This window comes from Rania fehmarnensis (assembly GCF_056494185.1).
On sequence record NZ_CM151398.1, the window covers coordinates 2,769,554 to 2,793,555 of the forward strand.

General features: G+C 54.9%; 16 protein-coding genes and 1 tRNA gene. 8 read left to right on the plus strand and 9 right to left on the minus strand.

Going from position 1 to position 24,002, the window contains the following annotated elements; genetic code table 11:
* Window positions 1-100: 100 nt before the first annotated feature.
* The 4 genes from accB (at window position 101) to rph (ending at window position 4,051) form a co-directional block, all read left to right on the plus strand.
* A complete protein-coding gene (gene accB, locus SH573x_RS09340) occupies window positions 101-592 on the plus strand; it encodes an acetyl-CoA carboxylase biotin carboxyl carrier protein (RefSeq protein ID WP_479354426.1) in 492 nt (163 codons plus the stop codon).
* Between the two features lie 11 nt (window positions 593-603).
* On the plus strand, window positions 604-1,956 hold the full coding sequence (gene accC / locus SH573x_RS09345) for an acetyl-CoA carboxylase biotin carboxylase subunit (RefSeq protein ID WP_479354428.1): 1,353 nt from the start codon (window positions 604-606) through the stop codon (window positions 1,954-1,956).
* A gap of 89 nt (window positions 1,957-2,045) precedes the next feature.
* Window positions 2,046-3,320, plus strand: coding sequence for a 6-phosphofructokinase (locus SH573x_RS09350; protein ID WP_479354430.1), 1,275 nt, complete (start codon window positions 2,046-2,048; stop codon window positions 3,318-3,320).
* Between the two features lie 20 nt (window positions 3,321-3,340).
* Entirely contained in the window at window positions 3,341-4,051 is a 711-nt protein-coding gene (rph, locus tag SH573x_RS09355) for a ribonuclease PH (RefSeq protein ID WP_479354432.1), read from the plus strand.
* A 721-nt stretch (window positions 4,052-4,772) separates the two neighbouring features.
* On the opposite strand, the gene SH573x_RS09360 is transcribed toward rph, so the two are convergent.
* From SH573x_RS09360 to SH573x_RS09395, 8 genes are all read right to left on the minus strand, one after another.
* Entirely contained in the window at window positions 4,773-5,153 is a 381-nt protein-coding gene (locus SH573x_RS09360) for a transposase (protein WP_479354433.1), read from the minus strand.
* 713 nt (window positions 5,154-5,866) lie between these two features.
* A complete protein-coding gene (locus SH573x_RS09365) occupies window positions 5,867-6,757 on the minus strand; it encodes a dienelactone hydrolase family protein (RefSeq protein ID WP_479354435.1) in 891 nt (296 codons plus the stop codon).
* Window positions 6,758-7,104: 347 nt separating this feature from the next.
* Entirely contained in the window at window positions 7,105-7,548 is a 444-nt protein-coding gene (locus SH573x_RS09370) for a hypothetical protein (RefSeq protein ID WP_479354437.1), read from the minus strand.
* A gap of 24 nt (window positions 7,549-7,572) precedes the next feature.
* Window positions 7,573-8,673, minus strand: coding sequence for a hypothetical protein (locus tag SH573x_RS09375; protein WP_479354439.1), 1,101 nt, complete (start codon window positions 8,671-8,673; stop codon window positions 7,573-7,575).
* Window positions 8,674-8,808: 135 nt separating this feature from the next.
* Window positions 8,809-9,867 (minus strand): hypothetical protein, encoded by a 1,059-nt coding sequence (locus SH573x_RS09380; protein WP_479354440.1) that lies wholly within the window; start codon window positions 9,865-9,867, stop codon window positions 8,809-8,811.
* Between the two features lie 282 nt (window positions 9,868-10,149).
* Window positions 10,150-10,220, minus strand: a tRNA-Gln gene (locus SH573x_RS09385).
* 82 nt (window positions 10,221-10,302) lie between these two features.
* Window positions 10,303-11,541 (minus strand): metallophosphoesterase, encoded by a 1,239-nt coding sequence (locus SH573x_RS09390; RefSeq protein WP_479354442.1) that lies wholly within the window; start codon window positions 11,539-11,541, stop codon window positions 10,303-10,305.
* 54 nt (window positions 11,542-11,595) lie between these two features.
* On the minus strand, window positions 11,596-13,245 hold the full coding sequence (locus tag SH573x_RS09395; RefSeq protein ID WP_479356683.1) for a response regulator: 1,650 nt from the start codon (window positions 13,243-13,245) through the stop codon (window positions 11,596-11,598).
* 921 nt (window positions 13,246-14,166) lie between these two features.
* Here SH573x_RS09395 and SH573x_RS09400 point away from each other — a divergent pair.
* Window positions 14,167-15,867: a hypothetical protein gene (locus tag SH573x_RS09400; RefSeq protein ID WP_479354444.1), complete on the plus strand. Its 1,701-nt coding sequence runs from the start codon at window positions 14,167-14,169 to the stop codon at window positions 15,865-15,867.
* A gap of 307 nt (window positions 15,868-16,174) precedes the next feature.
* Window positions 16,175-17,989: a dockerin type I domain-containing protein gene (locus SH573x_RS09405; RefSeq protein WP_479356684.1), complete on the plus strand. Its 1,815-nt coding sequence runs from the start codon at window positions 16,175-16,177 to the stop codon at window positions 17,987-17,989.
* A gap of 24 nt (window positions 17,990-18,013) precedes the next feature.
* Here the strand turns inward: SH573x_RS09405 and SH573x_RS09410 are convergent, their stop codons facing one another.
* The gene (locus SH573x_RS09410) at window positions 18,014-19,801 is read right to left on the minus strand and encodes an ABC transporter permease (RefSeq protein WP_479354445.1); all 1,788 of its coding nucleotides are present in this window, start codon (window positions 19,799-19,801) and stop codon (window positions 18,014-18,016) included.
* Between the two features lie 288 nt (window positions 19,802-20,089).
* On the opposite strand from SH573x_RS09410, the gene SH573x_RS09415 reads away from it, so the two are divergent.
* Both SH573x_RS09415 and SH573x_RS09420 read left to right on the plus strand, forming a co-directional pair.
* Entirely contained in the window at window positions 20,090-20,722 is a 633-nt protein-coding gene (locus SH573x_RS09415) for a hypothetical protein (RefSeq protein ID WP_479354447.1), read from the plus strand.
* Between the two features lie 119 nt (window positions 20,723-20,841).
* Window positions 20,842-23,892 carry a hybrid sensor histidine kinase/response regulator gene (locus SH573x_RS09420; RefSeq protein ID WP_479354449.1) on the plus strand — a complete coding sequence of 1,017 codons (3,051 nt, stop codon included), beginning with the start codon at window positions 20,842-20,844 and terminating at the stop codon, window positions 23,890-23,892.
* Window positions 23,893-24,002 lie beyond the last annotated feature (110 nt).

A 24,002-nucleotide genomic window follows, 5' to 3' on the forward strand; every position in this document is an offset into this window, starting at 1 on the left:
CCGCAGGGCTCATGAATTTGTTTAACCCGTAGCCGCAGGCGAGGGAGCGCAAATGCGCTGCTTCGGCCAAACTCCGCAAACTTGATCCAAAGGCACATAAATGGCAGATTCTTCGGCTGGAAATGAAGATGTCTTCAACGTGGATAGGATTCGACGGCTCATCGACTTGATGAAGGAATATGACCTCAGCGAAGTCGATCTGAAACAGTCGGAGCAGCAGATTCGGTTGGTGCGAGGCGGAGTGGCTCCCCTGATGGCCCCGGCAGTTGCCGCCCCCATGGCCGTGCCGGCCGCAGTCGCTCCTGCCGCCCCTGCCAGTGCGGCTGCCGCGGACGCCGATGGACCGCATATTGCGATCATCAAGTCGCCAATGGTAGGGACTTTTTACAATCGGCCCAATCCTAAGAGCGAAGCTTTTGTAAAGGTGGGCTCGGCCGTGGCAGCCGATACCACCATCTGCATCATCGAAGCGATGAAGGTCTTCAACGAAATCCCAGCAGAAGTAAGGGGTACCATCGTGGCGGTACTGGTTGAAAATGAGCAGCCAGTGGACTTCGGTCGTCCCCTGTTCAAGGTGGATACCCGCGGTTAACTTTTGGAACTATGTATAGCCGCATATTAATCGCCAACCGCGGAGAGATTGCTCTGCGCGTGGTTAGAGCTTGCAAAGAACTCGGAATCGCATCGGTCGCTGTCTACAGCGAAGCCGATCGCGACTCTGCCCATGTTCGTCTGGCCGATCAGGCCGTCTGCATTGGCCGAGCCAAGTCTGCTGAAAGCTACTTGAATATCAACAATATCATCAGCGCTGCAGAAATCAGCGGCGCTGATGCCATCCACCCGGGATACGGCTTCTTAGCCGAGAATTCCCACTTCAATGAAGTCGTTCGCAGCAACGAAATTGACTTCATTGGTCCTTCACCCGAGGCCATGGAACGCTTGGGTGACAAGCAAAGCGCTCGCGAGATGGCCAAGCAGGCCAAGGTACCAGTGGTGCCTGGCAGCGATGGCCTGGTGGCCGATGAAGAAGAAGCGGTCATGGCCGCGCGCGAGATCGGTTACCCGGTCTTGATCAAAGCCACTGCCGGCGGCGGTGGCAAAGGCATGCGCGTCGCTCCCAATGAGCAATCGCTGCGCACCGCGTTGCAACAAGCCCAAGCCGAAGCCCAAGCCGCCTTTGGTAACGCGGGCGTCTACCTCGAGCGTTTTATCGATCGACCTCGACACGTCGAAGTGCAAATCATCGCCGACAAACATGGCAACGTCTGCCATTTGTTCGAGCGCGATTGCTCGGTGCAACGCCGCCATCAGAAGTTGATCGAAGAAAGTCCCTCGCCACGCTTGCCTGCCGCCACGCGCAAAGGCATTTGCGAAGCTGCGGTGCGTCTGATCAAAGCTGCCAATTACTACAACGCGGGTACCGTTGAATTCATCGTCGACCAGCAAGACAACTTTTACTTCATAGAAGTCAACGCTCGCATTCAAGTCGAACATCCAGTCACGGAAATGGTAACCGGTATCGACTTGATTCAAACGCAAATTCGCGTGGCCGCCGGCGAGCCACTACCGTTCAAGCAATCCGATGTGCAGTTGCGTGGCGCTTCGATCGAATGCCGCATTAACGCTGAAGATCCCAGCAAGAACTTTCAACCTTGCCCAGGCAAGATTCAAAGTATGTTTGCTCCGGGCGGTTTGGGTGTGCGATTTGATTCGCATGCCATGTCGGGCTACACCGTGCCACCCTATTACGATTCGATGATCGGAAAACTGATCGTCCACAAACCCACGCGCGAAGAAGCGATCGCTTGTATGCTGCGGGCTTTGGACGAACTGCAAATCGTCGGCATCAGTACGACGGCCAGTTTCCAACAACAAGTTCTGCGTCATCCTACTTTCGCCGCTGGCGAAGTGGATACGAAATGGGTCGAACGCGAACTACTGGCATCTGCCAAGTAAAGTCTGCGGACCCTGGCGATGCGCTCAGGCGATGAGCGCTCAAGATACGTGCACCTCTCTAACCTAGAACTGGTCTTTAGTTAACCACTATGTCGCAAATCAAACGTGTGGCGATGTTGTTTGCCGGTGGACCGGCACCGGGCGCCAATGCAGTTATCTCGACTGCAGCCTATGCGTTTCTGAACGCGGGTATCGAAGTGCTGGGCATCAAGCACGGTTATTCAAAGCTAATCGATTTTGATCCCAGCCGCGAGCTCAAGGAGGGCGATGATTACTTGCGCATTACGCTCGACCAATTGCACCATGCCCGCACTTCGCAAGGCATTATGATCGGTACAGCGCGTACTAATCCCGGCAAGAGCGTTTCGGCTCCCGAGCACTTAAAAGATCCGGAGCGCGTTGCGCCTCTGAAGCGCGTCTACGCAGCTCTGCGCTCACTCGAGGTCGACGCACTGATTTCTATCGGCGGTGATGATACGCTCAAGACCGCCAACAAGATGAAGCTATATCAAGACAGCCTGGCCCCTGGCGAGAAGCGGATGCCGGTAGTGCATTTGCCCAAGACGATCGATAACGATTACATGGGCATCGACTTTACCTTCGGTTATTTCACAGCCGTCGAAACGTTGGCCAGTGAAATGCGCAACTTGAACTATGATGCTGCGGCCAGCCAAGCCTATTTTCTGTGCGAAGCCATGGGCCGCAGCGCGGGTTGGCTGGCGTATGGTGCAGCCATCGCGGGCGAAGCCTGCATGGTGCTGAGTGTTGAAGACGTCGCCGGCGAATATCGCAGCGAAGAAACGGTAACCGAGCCCGACGGATCGAAACGCACTCGTCCTATCATGCTGGTCGACAAGATGGTCGAGCGCATGGTAAGGATGATGATCACGCGCGAAAAACAAAAGCGACCCTATGGTGTGATTGTGGTCGCCGAAGGCATGGCCGAGTATTTACCCTACAAGTATCTGGAGGGTATTCCTCGCGATGACCACGGTCACATCTCGGTAGCCTCGGTCAACTTGGGCAAGATGTTATCGAAGTTGGTCTCCGACGCGTACAAGGCCAAGACCGGCAAGTCTCGTAAAGTAACTGGGCTGCAACTGGGTTACGAGTCTCGCTGTGCCATACCGCACGCTTTCGATGTTATGCTCGGATCGCAGATCGGTGTCGGCGCCTTTCGAGCACTGGTCGAAAAGCAGCTCAACGGCTACATGGTTTCAGTAGGCGGTCAGTTAAACATTCACTTCGTGAACTTTGATGAACTGATCGATCCCAAGACGTTGGTCACGAAAGTTCGCTTCATCGAACCTGGCAGCGACTTCCATAAATTGGCTCGTTTCGTGGAAACTTGCGTCGAAGATTAATCACTTAGAAAGCATCCAGTGTGGCACAAGCTGTCCGACCTGTAAAAATTCGCCGCAAATTCACCAAGAGCAGTCCCGGTAGCGTGCTGTATCAGTGCGGTGAAACGATCGTCTTGTGTACGGCGAGTGTCGAGGGCAAGGTACCACCCTGGATGGTCGGCAAAGGTCGCGGCTGGGTGACGGCCGAGTACAACATGCTGCCGCATAGCACCAACCAACGCAAGGCTCGCGAGCGAGCGGGCAAGGTCGATGGTCGCACGACCGAGATTCAACGCTTGATCGGCCGCAGCCTGCGCGCCATTGTCGATTTGGATAAACTCGGCGAACGCATGGTCACGGTCGACTGTGACGTGCTGCAAGCTGATGGCGGCACACGCACGGCCAGCATCACTGGCGGTTTTATTGCGCTGGTCGATGCGCTGCAGGCTGAATTCGGCTCAGGCAAACTTGGTCCGCATCCCATTACTGATAGTATCGCCGCCGTGAGCGTAGGGATTGTCAAAGGCAAACCGGTGCTCGATTTGAATTACGAGCAAGATGTGGATGCTGAAGTCGACATGAACATAGTCATGACCGGCAGCGGCCGCTTTGTGGAATTGCAGGGCACTGGTGAAGAATCCACCTTCGACGATGACCAACTGGCCGCCATGATCAAGTTAGCCAAGTCCGGCATCAAAGAACTGGTCGCTCATCAAAAAGCCGCCCTCGGCAAACACTGGCCACTCGCTTAGTAGCCATCGGATGTAGCATCTGCATCGTTTAACCCGTAGCCGCCAGGCGAGGAGCACCCTCTAACCAACATTGCTTCTATGGATTAGGCAGAGATTGGTTAGCAGGTTCACCTCGTTTAACCCGTAGCCGCCAGGCGAGGAGCACCCTCTAACCAACATTGCTTCTATGGATTGTGCTGGGGATTGATTAGCAGGTTCACCTTGTTTAACCCGTAGCCGCCAGGCGAGGCGCACCCTCTAACCAACATTGCTTCTATGGATTAGGCAGAGATTGTTTGCAGGTTCACCTCGTTTAACCCGTAGCCGCCAGGCGAGGCGCACCCTCTAACCAACATTGCTTCTATGGATTGGGCAGAGATTGGTTAGCAGGTTCACCTCGTTTAACCCGTAGCCGCCAGGCGAGGCGCACCCTCTAACCAACATTGCTTCTATGGATTGGGCAGAGATTGGTTAGCAGGTTCACCTCGTTTAACCCGTAGCCGCCAGGCGAGGCGCACCCTCTAACCAACATTGCTTCTATGGATTGGGCTGGGGATTGATTAGCAGGTTCGCCTTGTTTAACCCGTAGCCGCCAGGCGAGGCGCACCCTCTAACCAACATTGCTTCTATTGGGCAAAGATTGGTTAGCGGGTTCACCTAGCCTAACGGCCACGGGTTAAACGACAAGGCAAAGATTGGTTAGCAGGTTCACCTAGCCCAACGGCCACGGGTTAAACGAGGACTAGTGGTAGGTTAGCCAGCCGCCTTTGGGGATGCCTTCAAAGGGTTGCACGAAGGACCAACGTTGGCGTTTTTTTCCTTCGCGCAATGGGTTGTCTTCAACGTATCGAATAGCGTTTTCAATCGCTTCTTCGGAGTCGAGATAGACGATCCACTGTCCCTCGCTCCACATGCCAGGCAGCGAACCATCTTCATTCGGAAAGTCACTTAGCGGATGAATCTCTTTCTCAATTAAACTGCGCGAAGCCTCACCCTTGAGTTGATTGGCGACCAACTCCATCTTGTAGCGAAACCGTCCTAAGACCATATGCAAATGTTCTTCCAGGATGGAGAAAGCCCAAATGGCGAGGCGAGAGTTGTGTGCGAACGTGCCAATGGCCATCGCTATTTCAAATGCTTGCGACCCCGAAAAACGGACCGAGGGATATTGTAGATTTTCAACAGCTGTCCGCCGCCAAGCCTGATACTGATCAGGTTCAACGTCCGTTCGCTCGACAGTTCTATGAGCTTCACCTAACTTAGCCAGTTGATTCGAATACACCTTGCGAGACATAGAGCCGCGGAGGTCGTTGGGTAACCAAAACCCATACGCGCTCAAGACCATATGGTAACCGTGTACCATCCCAGCCCCCTCTCGACGTTCAAGCGATATTATCGTTTAACCCGTAGCCGCGCAGGCGAGGCGCACCGTCTAACCCATCATTGCTTCTATGGATTATGCCCCTAATCATCATTGCAATTAAAGATTCATCGGCAAGTACGTCTGCTGAAAATTTCGTTTAACCCGTAACCGCCAGGCGGGGCGTACCCTCTAACCAACATTGCTTCTATGGATATGCATGCATTTGGTTAGCGGGTTCACCTCGTTTAACCCGTAGCCGTCAGGCGAGGCGCACCCTCTAACCAACATTGCTTCTATTGGGCAGAGATTGGTTAGCAGGTTCACCTCGTTTAACCCGTAGCCGTCAGGCGAGGCGCACCCTCTAACCAACATTGCTACTATGGATTAGGCAGAGATTGGTTAGCAGGTTCACCTAGCCTAGCGGCCACGGGTTAAACGACAAGGCAGAGAGTGGTTAGCGGGTCCACCTCACGTTAGCTCAGGTTAGCCTTGAAGAAATCGAGTGTTCGATCCCAGGCGAGTTTGGCGGCGGCTTCGTCGTAGCGTGGGGTGGTGTCGTTGTGGAAGCCGTGGTTGACTTTGGGGTACATGTGCACGGTGTACTTGGCACCAGCAGCTTTCAGAGCGGCTTCGTAATCAGGCCAGCCGTCGTTGATGCGCGTGTCCAGTTCCGCGTAGTGGATCAGCAGCGGCGCTTTGATCTTGGCTACATCATCTTTGGCCGGTTGACGACCATAGAACGGCACGGCTGCGCTGATGACATCGGGTATGCGCACGGCTAGTTGGTTGGTCACACCGCCTCCATAGCAGAAACCAACTGCGCCAACTTTTCCATTGCCATCGGCGTGTTTGGCCAGGTATTGCGCGCCAGCGATGAAGTCTTCCAGCATTTCATCGGGTTTGCGTTTGGCCTGCATTGTACGGCCTTCGTCGTCACTGCCTGGGTAACCACCCAAAGGCGACAACGCATCCGGCGCCAACGCCAAAAAGCCGGCAGCGCCCAAGCGTCGCGCCACATCTTCGATGTAGGGATTCAGCCCGCGATTTTCGTGAATGACCAGCACGGTTGGTAGCTTGCCGTCGGCCTTGGCGGGACGCGCCAGCAGTCCGGTGATCTTGCCGCCACCTTTGGGCGATTCATAGGTGGCCCGTTCGACTTTGATGCGTGGATCATCAGCTGGAACCTGTTGAGCGTAGGCGTAGTTCGGAGTCAAGCGTGCCAGGATGGCTTCCGCCGAAACGCCAGCGGCTGCGAACATCGCCGCGCGCTGCAAGAAGTCGCGTCGATCAACTCGACCGTGCGCATAATCATCGTATAGATCGAGCAAACGTTGATCGAAGTCAGAGGCTTTTTCACGTGTCATGGATTGACTCCCGAAGAGTTGGAGGAATGACTACGGCCGCTGAGCATTGTACACTCGAAAATCGTCGGCGTCGTTCAAATGCCATCCATGACCGCATCGGCCAGCCACCATCGTTTAACCCGTAGCCGCCAGGCGAGGTGCACCCTCTAACCATCGCTACTTCTATGAATTAGGCAGAGATTGGTTAGTGGGTTCACCTCGCCTGCAACATCGTTTAACCCGTAGCCGCCAGGCGAGGTGCACCCTCTAACCATCGCTACTTCTATGAATTAGGCAGAGACTGGTTAGCGGGTTCACCTAGCCTGGCGGCCACGGGTTAAACGAGGAAGGGCAACCGACGCCTGCGCTTAGGGGCGGCCCAACATCGCCACCACCGATGCACGCTGCTGGCCATTGACTTGTCCATGGTCAATGATTCGAACTTGCCAGCAATCGGTCTGCAGATCTAAGGACTTACCCTGGGATTCAAGATACCTTTGGCGTTCTTCCCACTGATTAGCGATGGCAAGAAAATCGGACGTGCGATCGGGCAAATTCGTGAGCACAATTTTTCTGATACCCAGCTTATGTTGACCACCATAAAACTGACTACCGCGCATACCATCATGCGGATCGCCATTGTCAAAGATGAAGTAGCTAGAGATCTGTGCAGTTGGTTGAGCTATAACACTGGAAGTCGGTGGCTCGCTGTCTAACTCGACCCCATCGGTATCTACATAAAAGCGAGCCAGAATCCCGATTGCTACCAAAGCGATGAGAGTCGCCAGCAAGTTCAAACGTGTTGGCTTCACGGTATCGGTCCCTTGAATCGACAATTAACGCTGTAATTCAGCTTCCCATACGCCATCGAACAGAGCCTTGATTTGGCTGGCTTTTTCTCGATCATTCAACTTGCCCACCAACTTACTGAACGCCTCTACATCTCTTTTGAGCTTGGCCTGGAGATAAGCGGCTTTGTATTTCGAGCACGCCTCCAGGTAAGCATCCATGTCCTCAGGACGGACTTCCAAATACTGAATAACACGGCGGCCATCTAAGGGAAAGCTCTGATGAAGCTCTCCCAAATGAAGCGCAAGTATGATGCTGGCAAATTGTTTCTCATTGAGTATTTGGCGAACACCGTCAATCGCTACCTTGTCCAGCGGAAAGTTGGGGTCGGAGGAGTGTTTGAGAATATTCCGATGAAGAGCCTCGATGTCTTGCTGTTGCTTGTCTGAGATTTTGTCGGCAAACGGGATGGACCGCGTCCCGGAGCACACCTTTGCTATGATTAAAACGAACCGTCCAGCTGTACAGTCCAGAATACCCAGCGACTCGACCTTAAATCCTTCCATGGAGTCTGCTGAGATGGGACCGAAAGCTTTGATCCATTTAACTTTCAGATGCGGAAATCTTTCGAATAGGTCTTGCAAGTGCTTTTGAATGTCGGCGCGGTTACTGGTATCAACTGCCTTCAGTGCCTCAGGCAATAGTTCAAGCACCCGTTTCGATTGGTCTTCAAACAAGCATTGCAGAGGCTCTCCGCTCAGCACAGACAAAGGCGAAGGAAACTGCTCACGAAGGTACAGACGCCGTCTTAACGAAAGCTGTTCGGGCAACAAGATGTCCTTCACAGATTCGATGACGAACTTGTCCATCGCGGGATTGTTGGGCACCGCGACGAACCCATCAAAAGATGTGTCCCGCGCTAAGGCGCGTCGTTTTCTTTCAAACTCTGGGTTCTCGATAACTTGTTTTAAATTCAGATACTGTTCAGGTGAGACCTCAAGCCGATCGCGCCACGGCTGGCTGGAGTAGATTTCTTCAGTGGCGCCCCAGCCGACGGCATTGCCCAGGTGATCCTGCCCGCTCAGTGACTCAGGTTCACAGGAAAGGGCACACCAACATGCCAGTAGAACCGCAAGCGACCTGTGCATCGTATCACCCCTTGAACTTAGAAAGCGTCGTGCATGATTGCACCTACTCCTACTCCTACTCGAAAACTCGGCGAGTAGGAGTAGGAGTAGGAGAAAACCCTTCGCAATTCAGCAGTTAAATGCCGTATGCTTTTCTTAGGTTCGCGGGAGGTTGGAGCCCGTGAGGGTGGCTTGCACGATAACGGGGCCAACAGGTGCTTCGCCAGCCGCTAACGGCCTGACCCAGACCCAGACAATCGTGTGAGCAGTACGAGGCGGAGCGGTGCTGGAGAAATCAATTTCGCCGCTGGGGCTGGCCGTGCGGTACACACCGGAGATGCGGTTCCAATTGGCGTCAAAATAATCAACGCCGAAGTTGGGCAAGACGCTCGAGTTGTTTTCGTTGACGTTGTATAGCGAAACGTTGCAAGTATCGTTGGCCGCGAGGACTACTTCCTGCGCGATCCAACTCGCCTGGCCAACGTTGCCGATGTATCCAGAGGCGGTGTCCACAAAACCATCGAGCGACCAGAACTGCAAGCCACTCATCGAGACTAACTCGCCCTGATCGTCGTCAAAAGTGATGGGGATCGTCGAACCATCAAATGCCAACAGGTTTGTACTCAGCGGCGATTTTTGATAATCGTACAGCTTAAAATCGTCAACGAATGCTTGAGTGTTGGGGCCATCGTTGGCAACCCACATAATCGCATAGGCTGCATCGACAGGCACTCGTATCCCCAGCGAGCAAGGACGAAACGGCGACTCTCGATCGGAGGGATAAGCCGTGAAGAACTGCTGTTCATATTCATCAATCACGCCCCACTGGGCGTCATAATAAATAATGCCCATACCCGCCCAGCCCAATGGGCCAGCGCCCGAGAGGCGTTGCTTATATGCAGCGCAGTTGAGCAAATGATACTGCGAGTCGCCACTGAGCGGCACAATCTGATAAGCGTAAGCAGTGCCGGGCAAACGCAGCATGCTGCCACCATAGATCACCTCTCCGCGCACATCATAACCATGATAAGCTTGCGGAAAAGCGGCAGTGGTCACAGCCCTTACGCCAGTCCATGACGTCAGTCCTTGACTATAGGTCCCGTTTAGCGAAAGTGGCGTAAAGCTCTGGGACCAGGCCGGGCATGGGTCAACCAGGCACGCACAACCAAACGACAGAATAGCCACAAGGGATCGAGCGAAAGCAGGTGCGGGCATGAGCGAGTCTCGGGCATAGAAGTTACGACTCTAGTAAGCACGTGGACACATCCAATTCGGGATTAGGGCACAAACAGGAATCGAGGAAAGTGGTTGGCACAAACCACCGTTGGTGGGGCTGCTAGTCGGTATTGTTGTCAAGATCGTAGGATTTGGCTGGAGTAGTCCGCAGAGCCTCCCAGATTCTCTTTATTAGCATCTTTAGTTGGTTCGGGGCTTAGTTTGCCCTGACACGAAGAGTGCCCTAATCCCGAATTGGATGTGTCCACGTGCTTAGATTAGCTGGGGTGCAGGGACTCGAACCCCAACAAGCAGATCCAGAATCTGCTGTGCTACCATTACACCACACCCCAGGGTGTCCACCCACGAAGTTACGATTTGCCCGGTCGATAGTCAAGACGGTCAGTGCAAGGCCAAGGTTCGGTGGCTCGCGTCTTATGCGTCGCGTTGTGATGTTCGGGGACGAACTGTCAACAGGCTGATCTCCGGCGGGCAGCGCCAGCGCAAGGGCTGGGTCCCGGCCAGGCCGCGCGAGACGTGCATCAGCGTCGGCGGCAAGCGAAACACACCCGACGCAAACCGGCTGCCATAGCGACTGGGCGAGATGAGCGGACCAATACCTGGGATGCGCACCTGGCCGCCGTGCGTGTGACCAGCCAATAATAAATCTAATCCCAGCGACCGCGCCCAAGAATGTTGATCGGGGCTGTGAGCCAGGCCAAGCTTCAAAGTATGCTGAGCGGCACTGTCGCTGAGCGGACCCGATTGCCAATAGTCGCCAGCATGTCGCTGATACCAAGGCAGTTCATTGCCTACCAGCGTGATGCAAGGTCGGCCTGCGATCAACTCCGCCTCGATGTCCAGTGACGCTGGATTGATCACGGCATCGGCTTGTCCCAAGTCGACCCAGCCAATCTGCTGCATGCGCTCGGAGGCTGCCGCGATACTCTTAATGCGGCACTCGTGATTGCCGAACACGAAGTAGCGACCAAGTGGCGCCGTCAGGCGACCCAAGATCGGGGCGATCCAATCCAGACAATGATCCTTGTCGATAATGTCGCCAGTGATCACCAATAGATCGGGCTTGAGCGCGACCATGCGATCGATCATGTAATGGTAATAGGCGGGTGTGAGCTGACCGGTGAAGTGCAAGTCGGACATATGGCCAATGGTCAACTGACGCCAGGCAGTAGGAAACTCGCGTTCCAGCTCCAGCGTTTTGCGAGTTACCGACAAGCGAGTGATTTCGTTCAGGGGCAGTCGCCTGGCCGCATGCGAGATCCACTTGCCTGTCATCGGCTTGCCGGTCTCGGCACCCACTTCAACACTTTCGAAATGCTGGTGACTCAAGTTACTTGGAGGTATCAACCACAATCGCGACTCAAGCCAGATGGGTCCCAGCACAATCACACAGCCGATCGACCAGATGCTCCACAAGGTCAGCACCGGAGCGTACACACCGGTGGCTTCTCCACGCATCATGGATAAGAGCATGCTGGTATGCGTGGCAGCCATCACGATTGGTATCGTGATGATCAGTAAGATGATCGCGATCTCGCAACGCTTGATGAAGCGACGCGGCAGGGCTGTCGAGTTGATGCGGTTGTAACAGAAGACCCACCATCCCACATGACCAAGCAACACGAGCACGGCAAGCACGGCGAACTTGATCATGGGTGCGATGGCATCACGGGGCGGTAAGCAGCACAGGGCGATCGGTCGATGGCTCTAAGCTACTTGGGGTTGATAGCAGTCGAGGATTGTCTCGACGACATTGATCAGTTGGGTGATGCGGAAGGGTTTGTAAAGAAGCGCCTTGGGATGCAGCCCAGCTTGACGAGCTTTCACAATCGAATGACCGGGGTCATAACCATAACCGGTCATGAGGATCATAGGCACTTGCTCCTGCATGGCCTGCAGTCGCAGCATCAATTGATAACCGCTATAGTCCGGTAACTTGATATCTGAGATGACTACATCATAGAAGGTATCGAGGCCACTGTTGCGGAAGAGCAGTACGGCTTCATCACCCGAACTGGCCGTTTCGATGACACAGCCATAACGTTCGAGCAGGTTGTGAGCATCATTGCGGACGGCGGCATCGGCGTCGACCACCAAGATGCGCTTGCCGCGCAGCTTGGCATGCTGTTGCTGAGTTACGCCGGCGGGCACCGCTTCCACGGGAGCCATGCGTTGGCCGATCTGCTGGATGACGCGCTTAATATCGCGAGCATTCTGCACGATCCGCTGCAGACGCTGTACAACTTCGGGATCGTGGCCGATGTAGCGCTCGATCACGTTGACAGCATCCAACAGGATATGGTCGACCGGCAGCGCTACGGCGCTGTGAATCGCTTCACAACTTTGTTGGGCCGTGTTGTTCTTCTGGGCAACCAGGAGTTCAAGTGTATTAAGGGCTACCGCGACGTCGCGGGCGAAGATCTCCAGGAACTGCATATCGCTGGCGTTGAACGCACAGGTGCGCGGGCTCTCGACGTTGATCGTGCCAATGACCTGTTCGTGCAGCAGGATGGGCACCGTCAGCGAACTGCGAGCCCCTTTAAATGCTTCCAGGTACAAAGGATCTTGGCTGGCATCTTCGCACAGGTAGCTGTGCCCCGTGGCAGCCACATAACCGGTAACGCCATTGCCCTGAGGGCGAGCAAAGAGTTTGCGGTCGGCCGCTTGCTGATCGATACCAACGCTCAGCAGCGGCAAAAGGTTGGAGGTCGTTTGTTCTAGCAAACGGATTTCGATCACTTCGACATTTAGTAAGTCGCGTGTGTAATGCCGTATATTGTCTTTGAGCAGATCGATACGCGCGTTGGTATCCATCGCAAAAATTTCATCGGGCTTGAGATCCGTCAGTTTCTGTCCGGCTTGGTGAATGGCCGCCAGCTTTTGCTGCTGAACGATCTCAGCGGTAATGTCGCTGACGGTGGCCACCAGTGCAGCTTGATCCGATGCGGCACCCGGGAGTGGCGCGACGTGGACTTGGTAGTACTTGAAGTCTGACGTTTGCAGCGTACTGCTGCTAGGATTACCGGTGGCCAGGGCCGTGTGAAACGGACAGAAATCCGGCCCCATGATTTCAGGGTTACCCAGTGAGGCGTAGAAGTTTTGGCCCACGACTTCCACTTGAGTACACCACGATCGCATACAGCGATTGGCCCAGGTGATGTTCATTTCGGAGGTGACCAAGGCCACACCGTCGGGCATACCGTCCAGGATGCGTTCGCTTTGCAGCATCCGCACCACGTTGGTTTCAGCAGCCAGCGTGCTGCCATGTAGGAAAACGCCGCTATAGTCACCTTGTGCTAGCTGGGTGACAGCTTCTAGCGGCGATTCAACTTGCTCTATATCGAAGTGCTCAGCCAGCTGGCCTGCCGGAAACGCCTGTTCCGATGCTGGTCCGACCCAGAGCACCTTATTCTTAGGCGACAAGTGACCGCTCCCTGCTTGCAACGATCGAAGCACCGGGGCAATCCTCGGGCCGATCAATGAATCTTTCAGAACTTCTCTGCCTTAAGTATAGGAGCCTGTTGCAATTACAGCAATGTCAAGGAGCGGCCTTTGCTCGTATAGCCCGTAGCCGCTAGGCCCCCGTAGCCGAAGTCGCCAGACTTTGGATGCGTCACTTTGTAATCATCCAATCTCTGGCGAGATCGGCCACAACTCCGCAGCCGAAGTCGCCAGACTTTGGATGCATCACTTTGTAATCATCCAATCTCTCGCGAGATCGGCCACAACTCCGTAGCCGAAGTCGCCAGACTTTGGATGCGTCACTTTGTAATCATCCAATCTCTGGCGAGATCGGCCACAACTCCGTAGCCGAAGTCGCCAGACTTTGGATGCATCACGTTGGAGTCATCCAATCTCTGGCGAGATCGGCTACGACTCCCCAAGCCACCATTTCGCAAGGCCACAATGCGGCAAAACAGCCCGATAGACTTTAACGGTTAGGTAGTCGGCGGAAATTAGCAGAATTTTAGGATCGCCCTACTCCCATTCGCGCAATGCGAGGCTACACTCTACCCAACTTGGATCAAACGCAGAACACCCCGAGCAAGTGCGTGCGACCGAAGCAACTCTCGAGTCTACCGGGCCGGAAAATTTTGCCTGGGCGTTAAAGTTTGCCTCTTTTTGCCAACTTGCTCAGTATCTGTGTATTGACACCCTAGAACCGCAACATAGATTCTAGCATTACCGTACTTTTAGGTGTCGTCAGGACAAGTAGTCATGGCGACGTTGTGCTTTGGGCTGGCCGCGTGGCCATTCGTTCCTCGAGAGGAGTTCCTCATGAAGTTTCGCCCGTTCCTGTTTGCGATGGGCCTCGCCGCCACTCTGTGCTCGGCCGGTACCATCAACGCCCAGTGTAGTAGCTGTGGCGGCTCTGAAGTTAGCAGTGGCTGTAGCTCCTGCGGTGGTGGTGAGAGCAGCTGTGGTGGCTGCACCCAGTACACCGAAAAGACCATCATGGTCCCTCAGTATGTAACTGAAACCCAAATGGTTACAGTGACTCAGTATCAGCAAGAAACCCGTCAGCGCACCTACAAGGTTAGCCGACAAGTCCCGCGCACGGAAGAAAAGACTCAAAACTACACCGAGATGGTTCAGCAGCAGAAGACCGAAGATTACACGGTCCAAGTGCCTATGACCACCATGGTCGAGCAGACCTATACGGTTCGCGTCCCCAAGATGGAATCCCGCGAAGAATCATACACAGTTAACGTCCCTGTCTACACAACTGTCGACGTTCCTTACACTGTCACGGTTCCTTACACCGAGCCTGTGGAACAGCCTTACACGGTTCAAGTTCCTTATCAAGAAACGGTGGAACAGAGCTACACCGCTCAGGTTCCATACACCGAAGAAGTTCCTTACACGGTCAACGTCCCATACACCGAAACGGTTGAACAGCCATACACGGTCAATGTGCCCTACACCGAAACCATGGAACAAACTTACACGGTACAAGTTCCTTACACCGAACAACGCACTGGCACTCGTCAAGTTTGCACACGCGTTCCTGTAACGACCTACAAGACCTGCACCAAAGACATGGGCAGCTATCAGACTGAACAAGTCGAAATGCCTGTGACGACCAGCTGCGGTGGAAGCAGCAGCGGTTGTGGCAGCAGCAGTGGCTGTGGCGGCGGTTGCGGAAGCAGCAGCGGTTGTGGCAGCTGTGGTGGTGGATGTGGCGGTTGCGGTGAAGCACCTGCATGCGGTGGCTGCGCTCCTGCGACCACGACCGTTTGCCGTCGCGTTTGGGTTCCCAACATCGTCACCGAGCAAATCCCGGTTACGACCTATCAGAACCAAATGAGCACCCAAGAGTACACCTACACCGTGTCTCTGTGCCGTAGCGAAACCCGTACTCGTCCAGTGACCGTCACCAAGTGCCGCACTGAAACTCGTATGCGTCAAGTTGCAGTTTGCAAGTCGCGTCCTGAAACTCGTACACGTACCGTCACCAAGTGCCGCATGGAAACTCGTACCCGTCCAATTACGGTTACCAAGTGCCGCATGGAAACCCGTACCCGTACAGTTAACGTGACCAAGTACCGTCAAGAAACCCGCACTCGTCAACAACAACAGTGCAGCATGCAAGCTCAGACCCGTACTCGTACGGTTCAGTTCTGCAACTATGTCGACGAAGCACGCACTCGTCAAGTTCCTCAGACCACCTACAACACGGAAACCCGTCAGCGTACCGTAACGGTCTGCGTTCCTGAACAAAAGACTCGCACCTACACCGTGACCGTCTATGACACTGTCCAAGAAGACAAGGTCCAAGACTACACCGTATGTGTACCAGTCCAAGTTCAGAAGGAAGTTCAAGTTCAGAAGTGCATCATGGTTCCACAAACCATCAGCGTTCCATGCACCACCGGTTGCGGTGGCAGCGTGAGCGTCGGTGGAAGCTGCGGTGCTTCGGTTAGCGCCGGCTGCGGATGCAGCGCTCCAGCCAGTGGTTGCAGCAGCTGCGGCGGCTAATTGATATCAAGTCTTCATCGCTTTTCGGCGGTGAGCTGATCAAAAATCGAAGCCGGCTTTCCAGTTTCTGGGAAGTCGGCTTTTTTCGTTTTGGCGTGACATTTTTGTCCCAAATACGACCGTATAATGTGCCGATTAAACTAGTAGCGTAATGCGTCAAGCATCTCGAGCATGCGTAGGTAGCGGAATGCGTCAAGCATTTCGAGCGTAATGCAACCGGCGGAGATCAACGTAAGCTTTCGAAAGCCTTGACGGCTTCCGCTACGAAGTGAGCGTGTACGAATACGCATAAAGGTTTCCATTGAAGATGCCAATTCGACCGATCGAACGCTTGGAAGATCGACAGCTGTTTGCTAGCGATTGGCAGAATCCTATCCTACCGATGGACGTTGATGGCTCCGGGTCGGTTGTCCCGCTCGATGCGCTGTTGGTGATCAACGATGTCAATCAGAACGGCATTCGTGTTCTGCCGGCGACGAAACCCTCTGACTACTCCGGTGCGCTGTGCGACACCAACGGCGACGGTCAGATGTCGGGTTTGGATGCTCTGCAAGTGATCAATGCGATCAACTTGTTCCCGGTAGAGCCGTCGCTGGAGGTTGGACTGACTCAAGCGAGCGACCGCAATCGCGATCAAGTCGTGTTGGCGGCCGATGTGGCTTATGCTGGAACCTCGACACCCAATGTGAACATCAAGGTCGAGCAGCTTGAGGGCGAACAGGCCACCACGTTGTTTGCTGGTACTGCCACCGCCACCGGGGCCTTCAACGTACCATTGCAATTGGCTCAGCCGATTACGCATTTGCGATTTACGGTGTCAGATCCGCGTGGTCGCTCGCTGGCCACGGAGCGCATTGTGCGACTTGGCGATGCGGTGACCAGTTTTAGCGCGGTGATGTTGGAAACGGTCCGGCATACGACCTCACCTTCCGCGGATATTCCTGGTTTGCTCATTAAACCGCCACCACCGATGGTGGCCAAGTATCTGGCGATGGTGCATGGGGCCATGTTCGAAGCCATCAACGCCATCGATCAGCAGTACGAAGGTTACCTGTTAAACGGAGCCGCGCAGGTTGGTGCGTCACCGGTTGCTGCCGCGGCCACGGCCGCGCATCGCGTGGCTTCGCAGATCTATGACTCGGAAGATCAACTAATTCTCTGGGATGAGACTTTGGCCGAGATCATGGCCACGGTTGCCGATGGTTCGGCCAAGTCACTAGGAATCACTATTGGTGAATCAGCAGCTACGGCTATGTTGGCCAATCGAGCTAACGATGGCTCGGCGGCCACGTCGAACTATACGCCCGGTACACAACCTGGACAGTGGCGCCCAACGGCGCCCGACTTCTCAGCAGCAACACTGCCTCAGTGGCCCGATGTAACTCCCTTTGCCATGAGCAGTGGAGACCAGTTCCGACCATCGGCGCCTCCAGCGCTGGATAGCGCAGAGTATGCGGCTGCGGTTAATCAAGTCAAGCAATTGGGTGAAGATGGCAGTTCGGTCCGAACGGAAGATCAAACCTTAATTGCCAAATTCTGGGCCGACGGTGGTGGCACTAGCACGCCACCGGGGCATTGGAATCAAATCGCCATCGACGTGGGCTTGGAGCAGAATCAGTCCTTGGTACAAAACGCGCGGATGATGGCCCTGTTGAACTATGCCATGGCCGATGCGGGCATTGCCTCGTGGGATGCCAAGTATGCCTACGATGTTTGGCGACCGATCGATGCGATCCGCTTGGCGGATACCGATGGCAACGCAGGTACTGCGGCCAATGGCAATTGGACTCCGCTGCTGATTAGTCCTTCGTTCCCGTCTTATACTTCTGGCCATAGCACGTTCAGCGGAGCAGCCGCAGCGGTGCTAACTGGACTACTCGGCACATTATCATTTTCGACTCAAGCCGATCGAGGCAGCACCGGTCTCTGGCCACCCTCGGACGATGTTTCTGCCTTGATGGTGCGTTCGTTCGATAGCTTTGATGCGGCAGCCAACGAAGCGGGTATGAGTCGGATCTACGGCGGGATTCACTTCAGCTTTGACAACACGGCCGGCCTTTCCAGTGGACAACAGGTCGGCCAGTTAGTCTTGGCCAACTTGCTCAATTTACGCAGCACATGATGTAGGACATCGCTGGGCGCGGGCCTATTCGTCTTCGGCAGCACGCGTGCGTCCCATAGCGAAATCAAATTCGCTCAGCGCGGGAATGATCATGGCGGCGGTGGCAAATCCGTAGGCCACGACGATCACCGAGAAGACGGACAATTCTTGATTGCGCAAGATGAAACTGGTGATGGCAAAGAAGGTCAGGAAGGGCAAGCCGAATGAGGCCAAGGCGATGGCTGGGCTCGGGTTGCGAATCCCCAGGGCTGAGAAGAGTCCTAATCCTCCACCCAAGATGATCACCAAGAACGGAGGTAATTGGCTGGCAAAGGAGCCGCGGAAGCTGAGCATAACGAGCATGCACATGACGACGCCCAAGAACAGAAAGAAGACTGTCCCAAGGCTGGTGGCAATCGCGCCGCGCGACTGTGCGTGGATCATGCCGCAATGAATGCCCAGCATGGTTACAAACACAATCATCGTCAGCAGCCCAATTAGCACGTAACATAAATTTTCGGTCGTTAAACCGCCCTGCCACCACAAATAGGTGCATAGAGCCAGTGGCAAGATGACCATCTCTTTGGTCACGTACAGCACGCCGGCCAACTTACCAATCAAGAACTGCGTCGGCGTGATTTGCGTCACCAGCAGCAGATCCAGGGCTTGGCCATCACGCTCGTTGGTTATCGAGTTAACCGCCAAGGCGTTGATCATGATCAAACTGATTACCAAGAACGGGGCGAGGATCTTGGTGGCAGTGGGAATCAGTTCTTCGTTCAGCCGACTGCGTTGCAAAGCTGCGCCGGATTCGACGCTCCAATACAATCCGAACATGGCCGCGGCAAACAGGACGATATAGACCAGGCGAATGACCATCAGTTTGCGGCCGTAGGCCCAGGTACACATTTCGCGCCAGAGAATCGGGTTGGTCCACACGTGGCGCGGAGCGCGAACTTTCCAGGAGGCTGCGGCCGCCAGTGAGCCGCCCGCCTGGGCTAGATCGACCGAATCTTCGATCTCGGGTGTCTGCTGTCGTACCTGTTGCGAAGGATTCCAAACTCGCAGCCGGGCGATGGACGTTGCGCAAAGTAAAGTGGTCGCCAGCAGACCCAGCAGCGAGTATCCAACGGCTGCGCCGCCCGGTATCCAGGCGAAGGCCGGATCGGGCATGGGTTGACAAACGCTCCAAATGGCTCGGAGTGGACTGATCAGCTTGGCCCACTCGGCGGCCACAAGTGGAATCTGACCGGCCGCGACAGCTTCACCCAGGACGCACCAGGCAACGATGGCTAACAACGTGATGGCCAGCGCCTGAAACGTCTTCTCGCGCCAAAAACCGACCAGCGCGCCCAACGATCCGCACCAGGCGGCGGTGATCAAGATAACCAGCATGGCCAGCAGAGCTTGTGTCGTGCTGACGCCGCCCAATAGCGGGAATACCAATAGCAAGGGCAGCGACGAAAGCACCATGTTGGCCACAGCCAGCAGGCTAGCTAGTAATTTGCCCAGCACAATCTCGCTGCTGCGGAGCCTGGTCAGGAGCAGCAGGACCAAGGTGCGTCGATCTTTCTCTTGGGCAACCGCCGCCGCAGTACTGACGGCTGACAGGAACATAACAACCAGCAATTCGAGCGGAACCACCAGCTGAAATGCCAGGGCACCAAAGCGGGCCAGGTCGCCGACGTTGCGCACTTGCTGCATGCCTGCCAGCAACAGCCAAACCGTGCCCACCAAACTGAACAGCGCGGCCACAAACACCACTCGCTGCAAGTAGAACTTGCCGCGGCGCGGTGCGATCAGGTACTCGCGGCCTAAAATCGGGCCAATCATAGGTGGTTTGATTAGTGGTGGTGATCAGAGGTAGAGGTAACAGCGGAGCCGCTGCCGCCAGCGTCTGGGGTGGCGATCATAGGCCGCGTTTAGCGATTGTACTAGCAGAATTCCCAAAAAACATCGACCGTATAGTCATTGCCCGGCCTCACAGCCGACAAAGTCTACGGGAAAAGCTAGTGTACAGCTATCGGGTTGGTGGGTTTACCGTGGATGCTCTAGCAATATACGGTCCTCATCAGCACTTTGTTCACTGCTCCACCCAAGCAACTATAGTAGGCCCCTCCCATGGTCATGCGTCAACAGGTCTGGATCGATCGTCATGTTCAGGGAGTATTGGTTGGGCGTGTCTTGATTTACTGGTCGGGAATCGTTCTCTATTTTGCGCTTTCCACCCTATGCACCAACTGGTGGCAATATCCAGAATGGGCGCTGTCGGATCACCTGGCGGCTTTGGTCGAGTGCATGGGCCCTTGCTTGCCAACTCTCGTATTGCTCTTGCCTCTGGTCATCTTTGACATCGTGCGTCTGAGCAATCGCTTTGCGGGTCCCATTTATCGTCTTCGCAACCACTTGGCCACCCTCAACGAGAATACTCGTTCTCCGGCTTTGAACTTCCGTGACGACGACTATTGGCAGCAACTGGCCGATCCGATTAATGCACTTCAGCAAAAGATTTTGTCGCAGGAGGAGCAACTGGCTGCTCTTTCGTTTGTGCGCAAATCATTGGCCGAGGCGGGTGTAAATTTAAATCCGGCAGCTGCGCCGGTCCCTGCATCGGCCAACGACGGGTATGTATCGATCGCGGCCGACGATACTCTGCTTTCAGCCCCGGCACCTGCGAAAGTTACCGAGCCACTAGCGCCTCCGCTGCCGGTCGATTCTATGGCGACGGAACCATTTGTTACAACGGCTAGCTAGCCAGTCGACAAATAATCTCATCTCTGCGAAAACTGCTCTGGTTAGGCGGCTGCGTCTGAACCGGTGCGTCTGTTGGCTGATTCATCATCGAGTCGAACTTCATCGGTGTGGACGAATCTATGCAGGACTACGAAGCGTTACTTCGAATGAAGCAATTGCTCAAGGAAACTCAAGCGCTGGCGCGCGTGGGCAGCTTTGAATGGAATATTCAAAGTGGCCAGGTAACCTGGTCAGATCAACTCTTCGAGATCTTCGGTGTCGACGCGCAGGCGTTCACACCGTCTTTCGAAGCGTATGTCAGCTTCGTTTTGCCGGAGCAGCGGACGCAAGTGATGCAGCGAATCTACGCAGCTGTTGAATCGTGCGGACAGTTTGAGTCGGTGGAAACAATCATTCGCCCCGATCACCGCCGATGTGTAGTCTCTTCGCGTGGACGCGTGATCGTCGACAAGCAAGGACTGCCCATGCGCTTGATTGGCGCATGTATGGATATCACCGACCAAGCCAAGGCGCTCGAAGAGTTGCAGGCCAGCCAGGATCGCTATCGCGCCTTGGTCGAGAATGCCTCCGACAGCCTGGTTCTCCACAATGAGCAAGGCGTGATCATCGATGTCAACACGCGAGCTTGCAGTTTGCTGGGTTACTCGCGCGAAGAGATGATTGGTCAGACTCCATTGCTCTACAACCATGAGATGACCGAAGAGAAACTGCAGCAAGTGGTCAAGCTGCTGCATCAGAATGAGCAGATGACATTCGAAGCTAATCACACTGATCGTTCGGGCCGCGTGTTTCCGGTCGAAGTACGCCTCCGGGCCTTCACCGAGAACGGTCAAGAGCGCGCTGTCGCCTTGGCACTGGACATTACCGAACGTAAACAAGCCGACGCGGCGCGGATTGCCAACGAACAAAGACTGCAGCGCATTGGCGACACCTTGCCTAATGGGGCGTTAGTCTCTTTCGTAACGACTTCGACTATGGAGCTGATATTGGAACATACCAGCGCGGGCTTCTGGCCCATGCTTCGCAGTTCCGACAGCCAGACACAGGATCTGAAGCCGATCATCGCGCGTCTGCCGAAACGACAACTGGTCAAACTGCGTCGGGCTTTGCGCACCAGTGCCCTGCTCCATCAGGCGCTGGATCAGCGTTTTCTTTTACCGGGCACCGACGGTTCCACACGCTGGTTGCACGCCCGTTGCGTGCCTACCGCTATAGGCGAAAACACTACGCGTTGGGATGGCGTCGTCCTGGATGTTACCGAGCAACTGCAAACTTCACGCGAATTGGCCGAGAGCAATCAAAAGTATCGTATCCTCACCGAATCGCTGCCTCAATTGATTTGGGTAATGTTGGCTGATCTGAGCCTCGAGTACGTTAGCCCTTCAGCCTTGGACTATGTGGGCATCACCCTGGAGATGGCTCGTTCACAATGGTCACAGGTCATTCATCCAGATGATATCGAGCGAGCTGAGTGTCTATTGAAAGAGGCGGTATCGGAATGCAAGGAAGTCGAAGGTGAAGTACGAGCCCGGCGCTTTGATGGTCAATATCGCTGGGTATTGGCCCGTTCGGTGCCCCTGCGCGATACCACTGGTAAAGTGGAAAAATGGCTAGGAGCTGGCATCGATATCCATGATCGCAAACTAGCCGAACAAGCGCTAGAGGAAAGCGAACAACGACTGCGGTTGTTAGTCGATAGCGCCAACATGGTCGTCTGGGAAGCGGATCCAAAGTCGATGCGTTTTACCTATGTCAGCGATTATTGCGAACGCATGCTCGGATACGCACGCAAGGCCTGGCTGGAACCCGATTTCTGGACGAAACATCTTCATCCTGATGATGCCGATGATGCAATTGGAATCCGTCAACATTTAGGAAACGTCGGAGTCGATCAGCGATTGGAGTACCGCATGCTGGCTGCCGATGGAAAAGTAGTCTGGGTGGAAGATGCGGTGCATACAAGTGTCGAAGACGGCCGCGTCATTAGTATGCAAGGTGTCATGCGCGACATTAGTCAACGCAAACTGCTCGAGGATCAGCTGCGCCAATCGCAAAAGATGGAAGCCATCGGTCGATTGGCCGGAGGCGTGGCTCACGATTTCAACAATATCCTCACCGTGATGATGGGCTACGCTGAACTGCTACTGTTGACAACGCCACCCAACGATCCCTGTCGGACGGCTGTCAATGCGATCAACGATGCCGGCAAGCGGGCCAGCGGCCTGACTCGCCAATTGTTGACCTTCAGTCGCAAAGCAATCGTCGCCCCTAAGGTACTCGACCTGAATGAACTGGTCCGTAGTACCGAGGCACTGCTGCGACCAACCATCGGCGAAGACATTAAACTGACGTTAGATATGGATCCGCTGGTGCGTCCCATCAAAGCCGATCGCGTACATATAGAACAGGTGCTGATGAACCTGGCCATCAATGCTCGTGATGCCATGCCCCAAGGTGGCGCGATCATCATTGCAACCCGCGATCGCGTTAGTATCGAAAACTCTTCGACTTCACTGAAAGACTACGTGGAATTGTCGTTGAGCGATAGTGGTTGCGGCATCAGCGAAGAGGTCATGGGCAAGATTTTCGATCCATTCTTCACGACCAAAGAAGTTGGCCGCGGAACCGGACTGGGACTTTCGGTGGTACACGGCGTCGTTACGGGAGCAGGCGGCTTCATCCAAGTGGAAAGCCACGTCGGCAAAGGTACAACGTTTCATCTGTGTTTTCCGGCGGCGATCGCCGTCAATGCTCTGGCCGCCGATCGGCGCGAACAGATCACTCCGTCAGGTGATGAGACGATTCTGTTGGTAGAGGATGATAAAGCTGTGCGGGCCGTCACCTTGGCCACTTTAGTTCAGCAAGGTTATCGCGTGATCGATGCCAGTCACGGCGAACAAGCCCTCGAGTTGTTTCGCAAATCGCCGCAGAGCTTCGATCTGCTACTGACCGATGTGGTGATGCCCGGCATGAGCGGCCGCCAGCTAGCCGAATTAGTACGCGCTATTCGCAGCGATATACCCGTACTGTTCATGAGCGGCCATACCGACGACGCCGTCATTCAACACGGCATCAGCAGCCAAGCCGATGCCTTCATCCAAAAACCCTTCCACCCGCACGGCTTGGGCCGGAAGCTCAGAGAATTGCTACCTCTAAACCGAGGGCGTTAGCGATTGGTTAGAGGGTGGCGCTCATGCGTTTGACCTCGTTTAACCCGTAGCCGAAGGCTAGGCAATCGAAGTAGTTCACTCGGCGAGGCCGCGTTGTTTTTCTTAAGCAC

Bases quoted from the DNA above. Each gene is read 5' to 3' on its own strand.
- SH573x_RS09415 (WP_479354447.1), top strand. From the start codon at position 20,090: ATGGTCATGCGTCAACAGGTCTGGATCGATCGTCATGTTCAGGGAGTA.
- SH573x_RS09420 (WP_479354449.1), top strand. From the start codon at position 20,842: ATGCAGGACTACGAAGCGTTACTTCGAATGAAGCAATTGCTCAAGGAA.
- accC (WP_479354428.1), top strand. From the start codon at position 604: ATGTATAGCCGCATATTAATCGCCAACCGCGGAGAGATTGCTCTGCGC.
- accB (WP_479354426.1), top strand. From the start codon at position 101: ATGGCAGATTCTTCGGCTGGAAATGAAGATGTCTTCAACGTGGATAGG.
- SH573x_RS09405 (WP_479356684.1), top strand. From the start codon at position 16,175: ATGCCAATTCGACCGATCGAACGCTTGGAAGATCGACAGCTGTTTGCT.
- SH573x_RS09390 (WP_479354442.1), bottom strand. From the start codon at position 11,541: ATGATCAAGTTCGCCGTGCTTGCCGTGCTCGTGTTGCTTGGTCATGTG.
- SH573x_RS09365 (WP_479354435.1), bottom strand. From the start codon at position 6,757: ATGACACGTGAAAAAGCCTCTGACTTCGATCAACGTTTGCTCGATCTA.
- SH573x_RS09410 (WP_479354445.1), bottom strand. From the start codon at position 19,801: ATGATTGGCCCGATTTTAGGCCGCGAGTACCTGATCGCACCGCGCCGC.
- SH573x_RS09360 (WP_479354433.1), bottom strand. From the start codon at position 5,153: ATGGCCATTGGCACGTTCGCACACAACTCTCGCCTCGCCATTTGGGCT.
- SH573x_RS09400 (WP_479354444.1), top strand. From the start codon at position 14,167: ATGAAGTTTCGCCCGTTCCTGTTTGCGATGGGCCTCGCCGCCACTCTG.
- SH573x_RS09380 (WP_479354440.1), bottom strand. From the start codon at position 9,867: ATGCCCGCACCTGCTTTCGCTCGATCCCTTGTGGCTATTCTGTCGTTT.
- SH573x_RS09375 (WP_479354439.1), bottom strand. From the start codon at position 8,673: ATGCACAGGTCGCTTGCGGTTCTACTGGCATGTTGGTGTGCCCTTTCC.
- SH573x_RS09350 (WP_479354430.1), top strand. From the start codon at position 2,046: ATGTCGCAAATCAAACGTGTGGCGATGTTGTTTGCCGGTGGACCGGCA.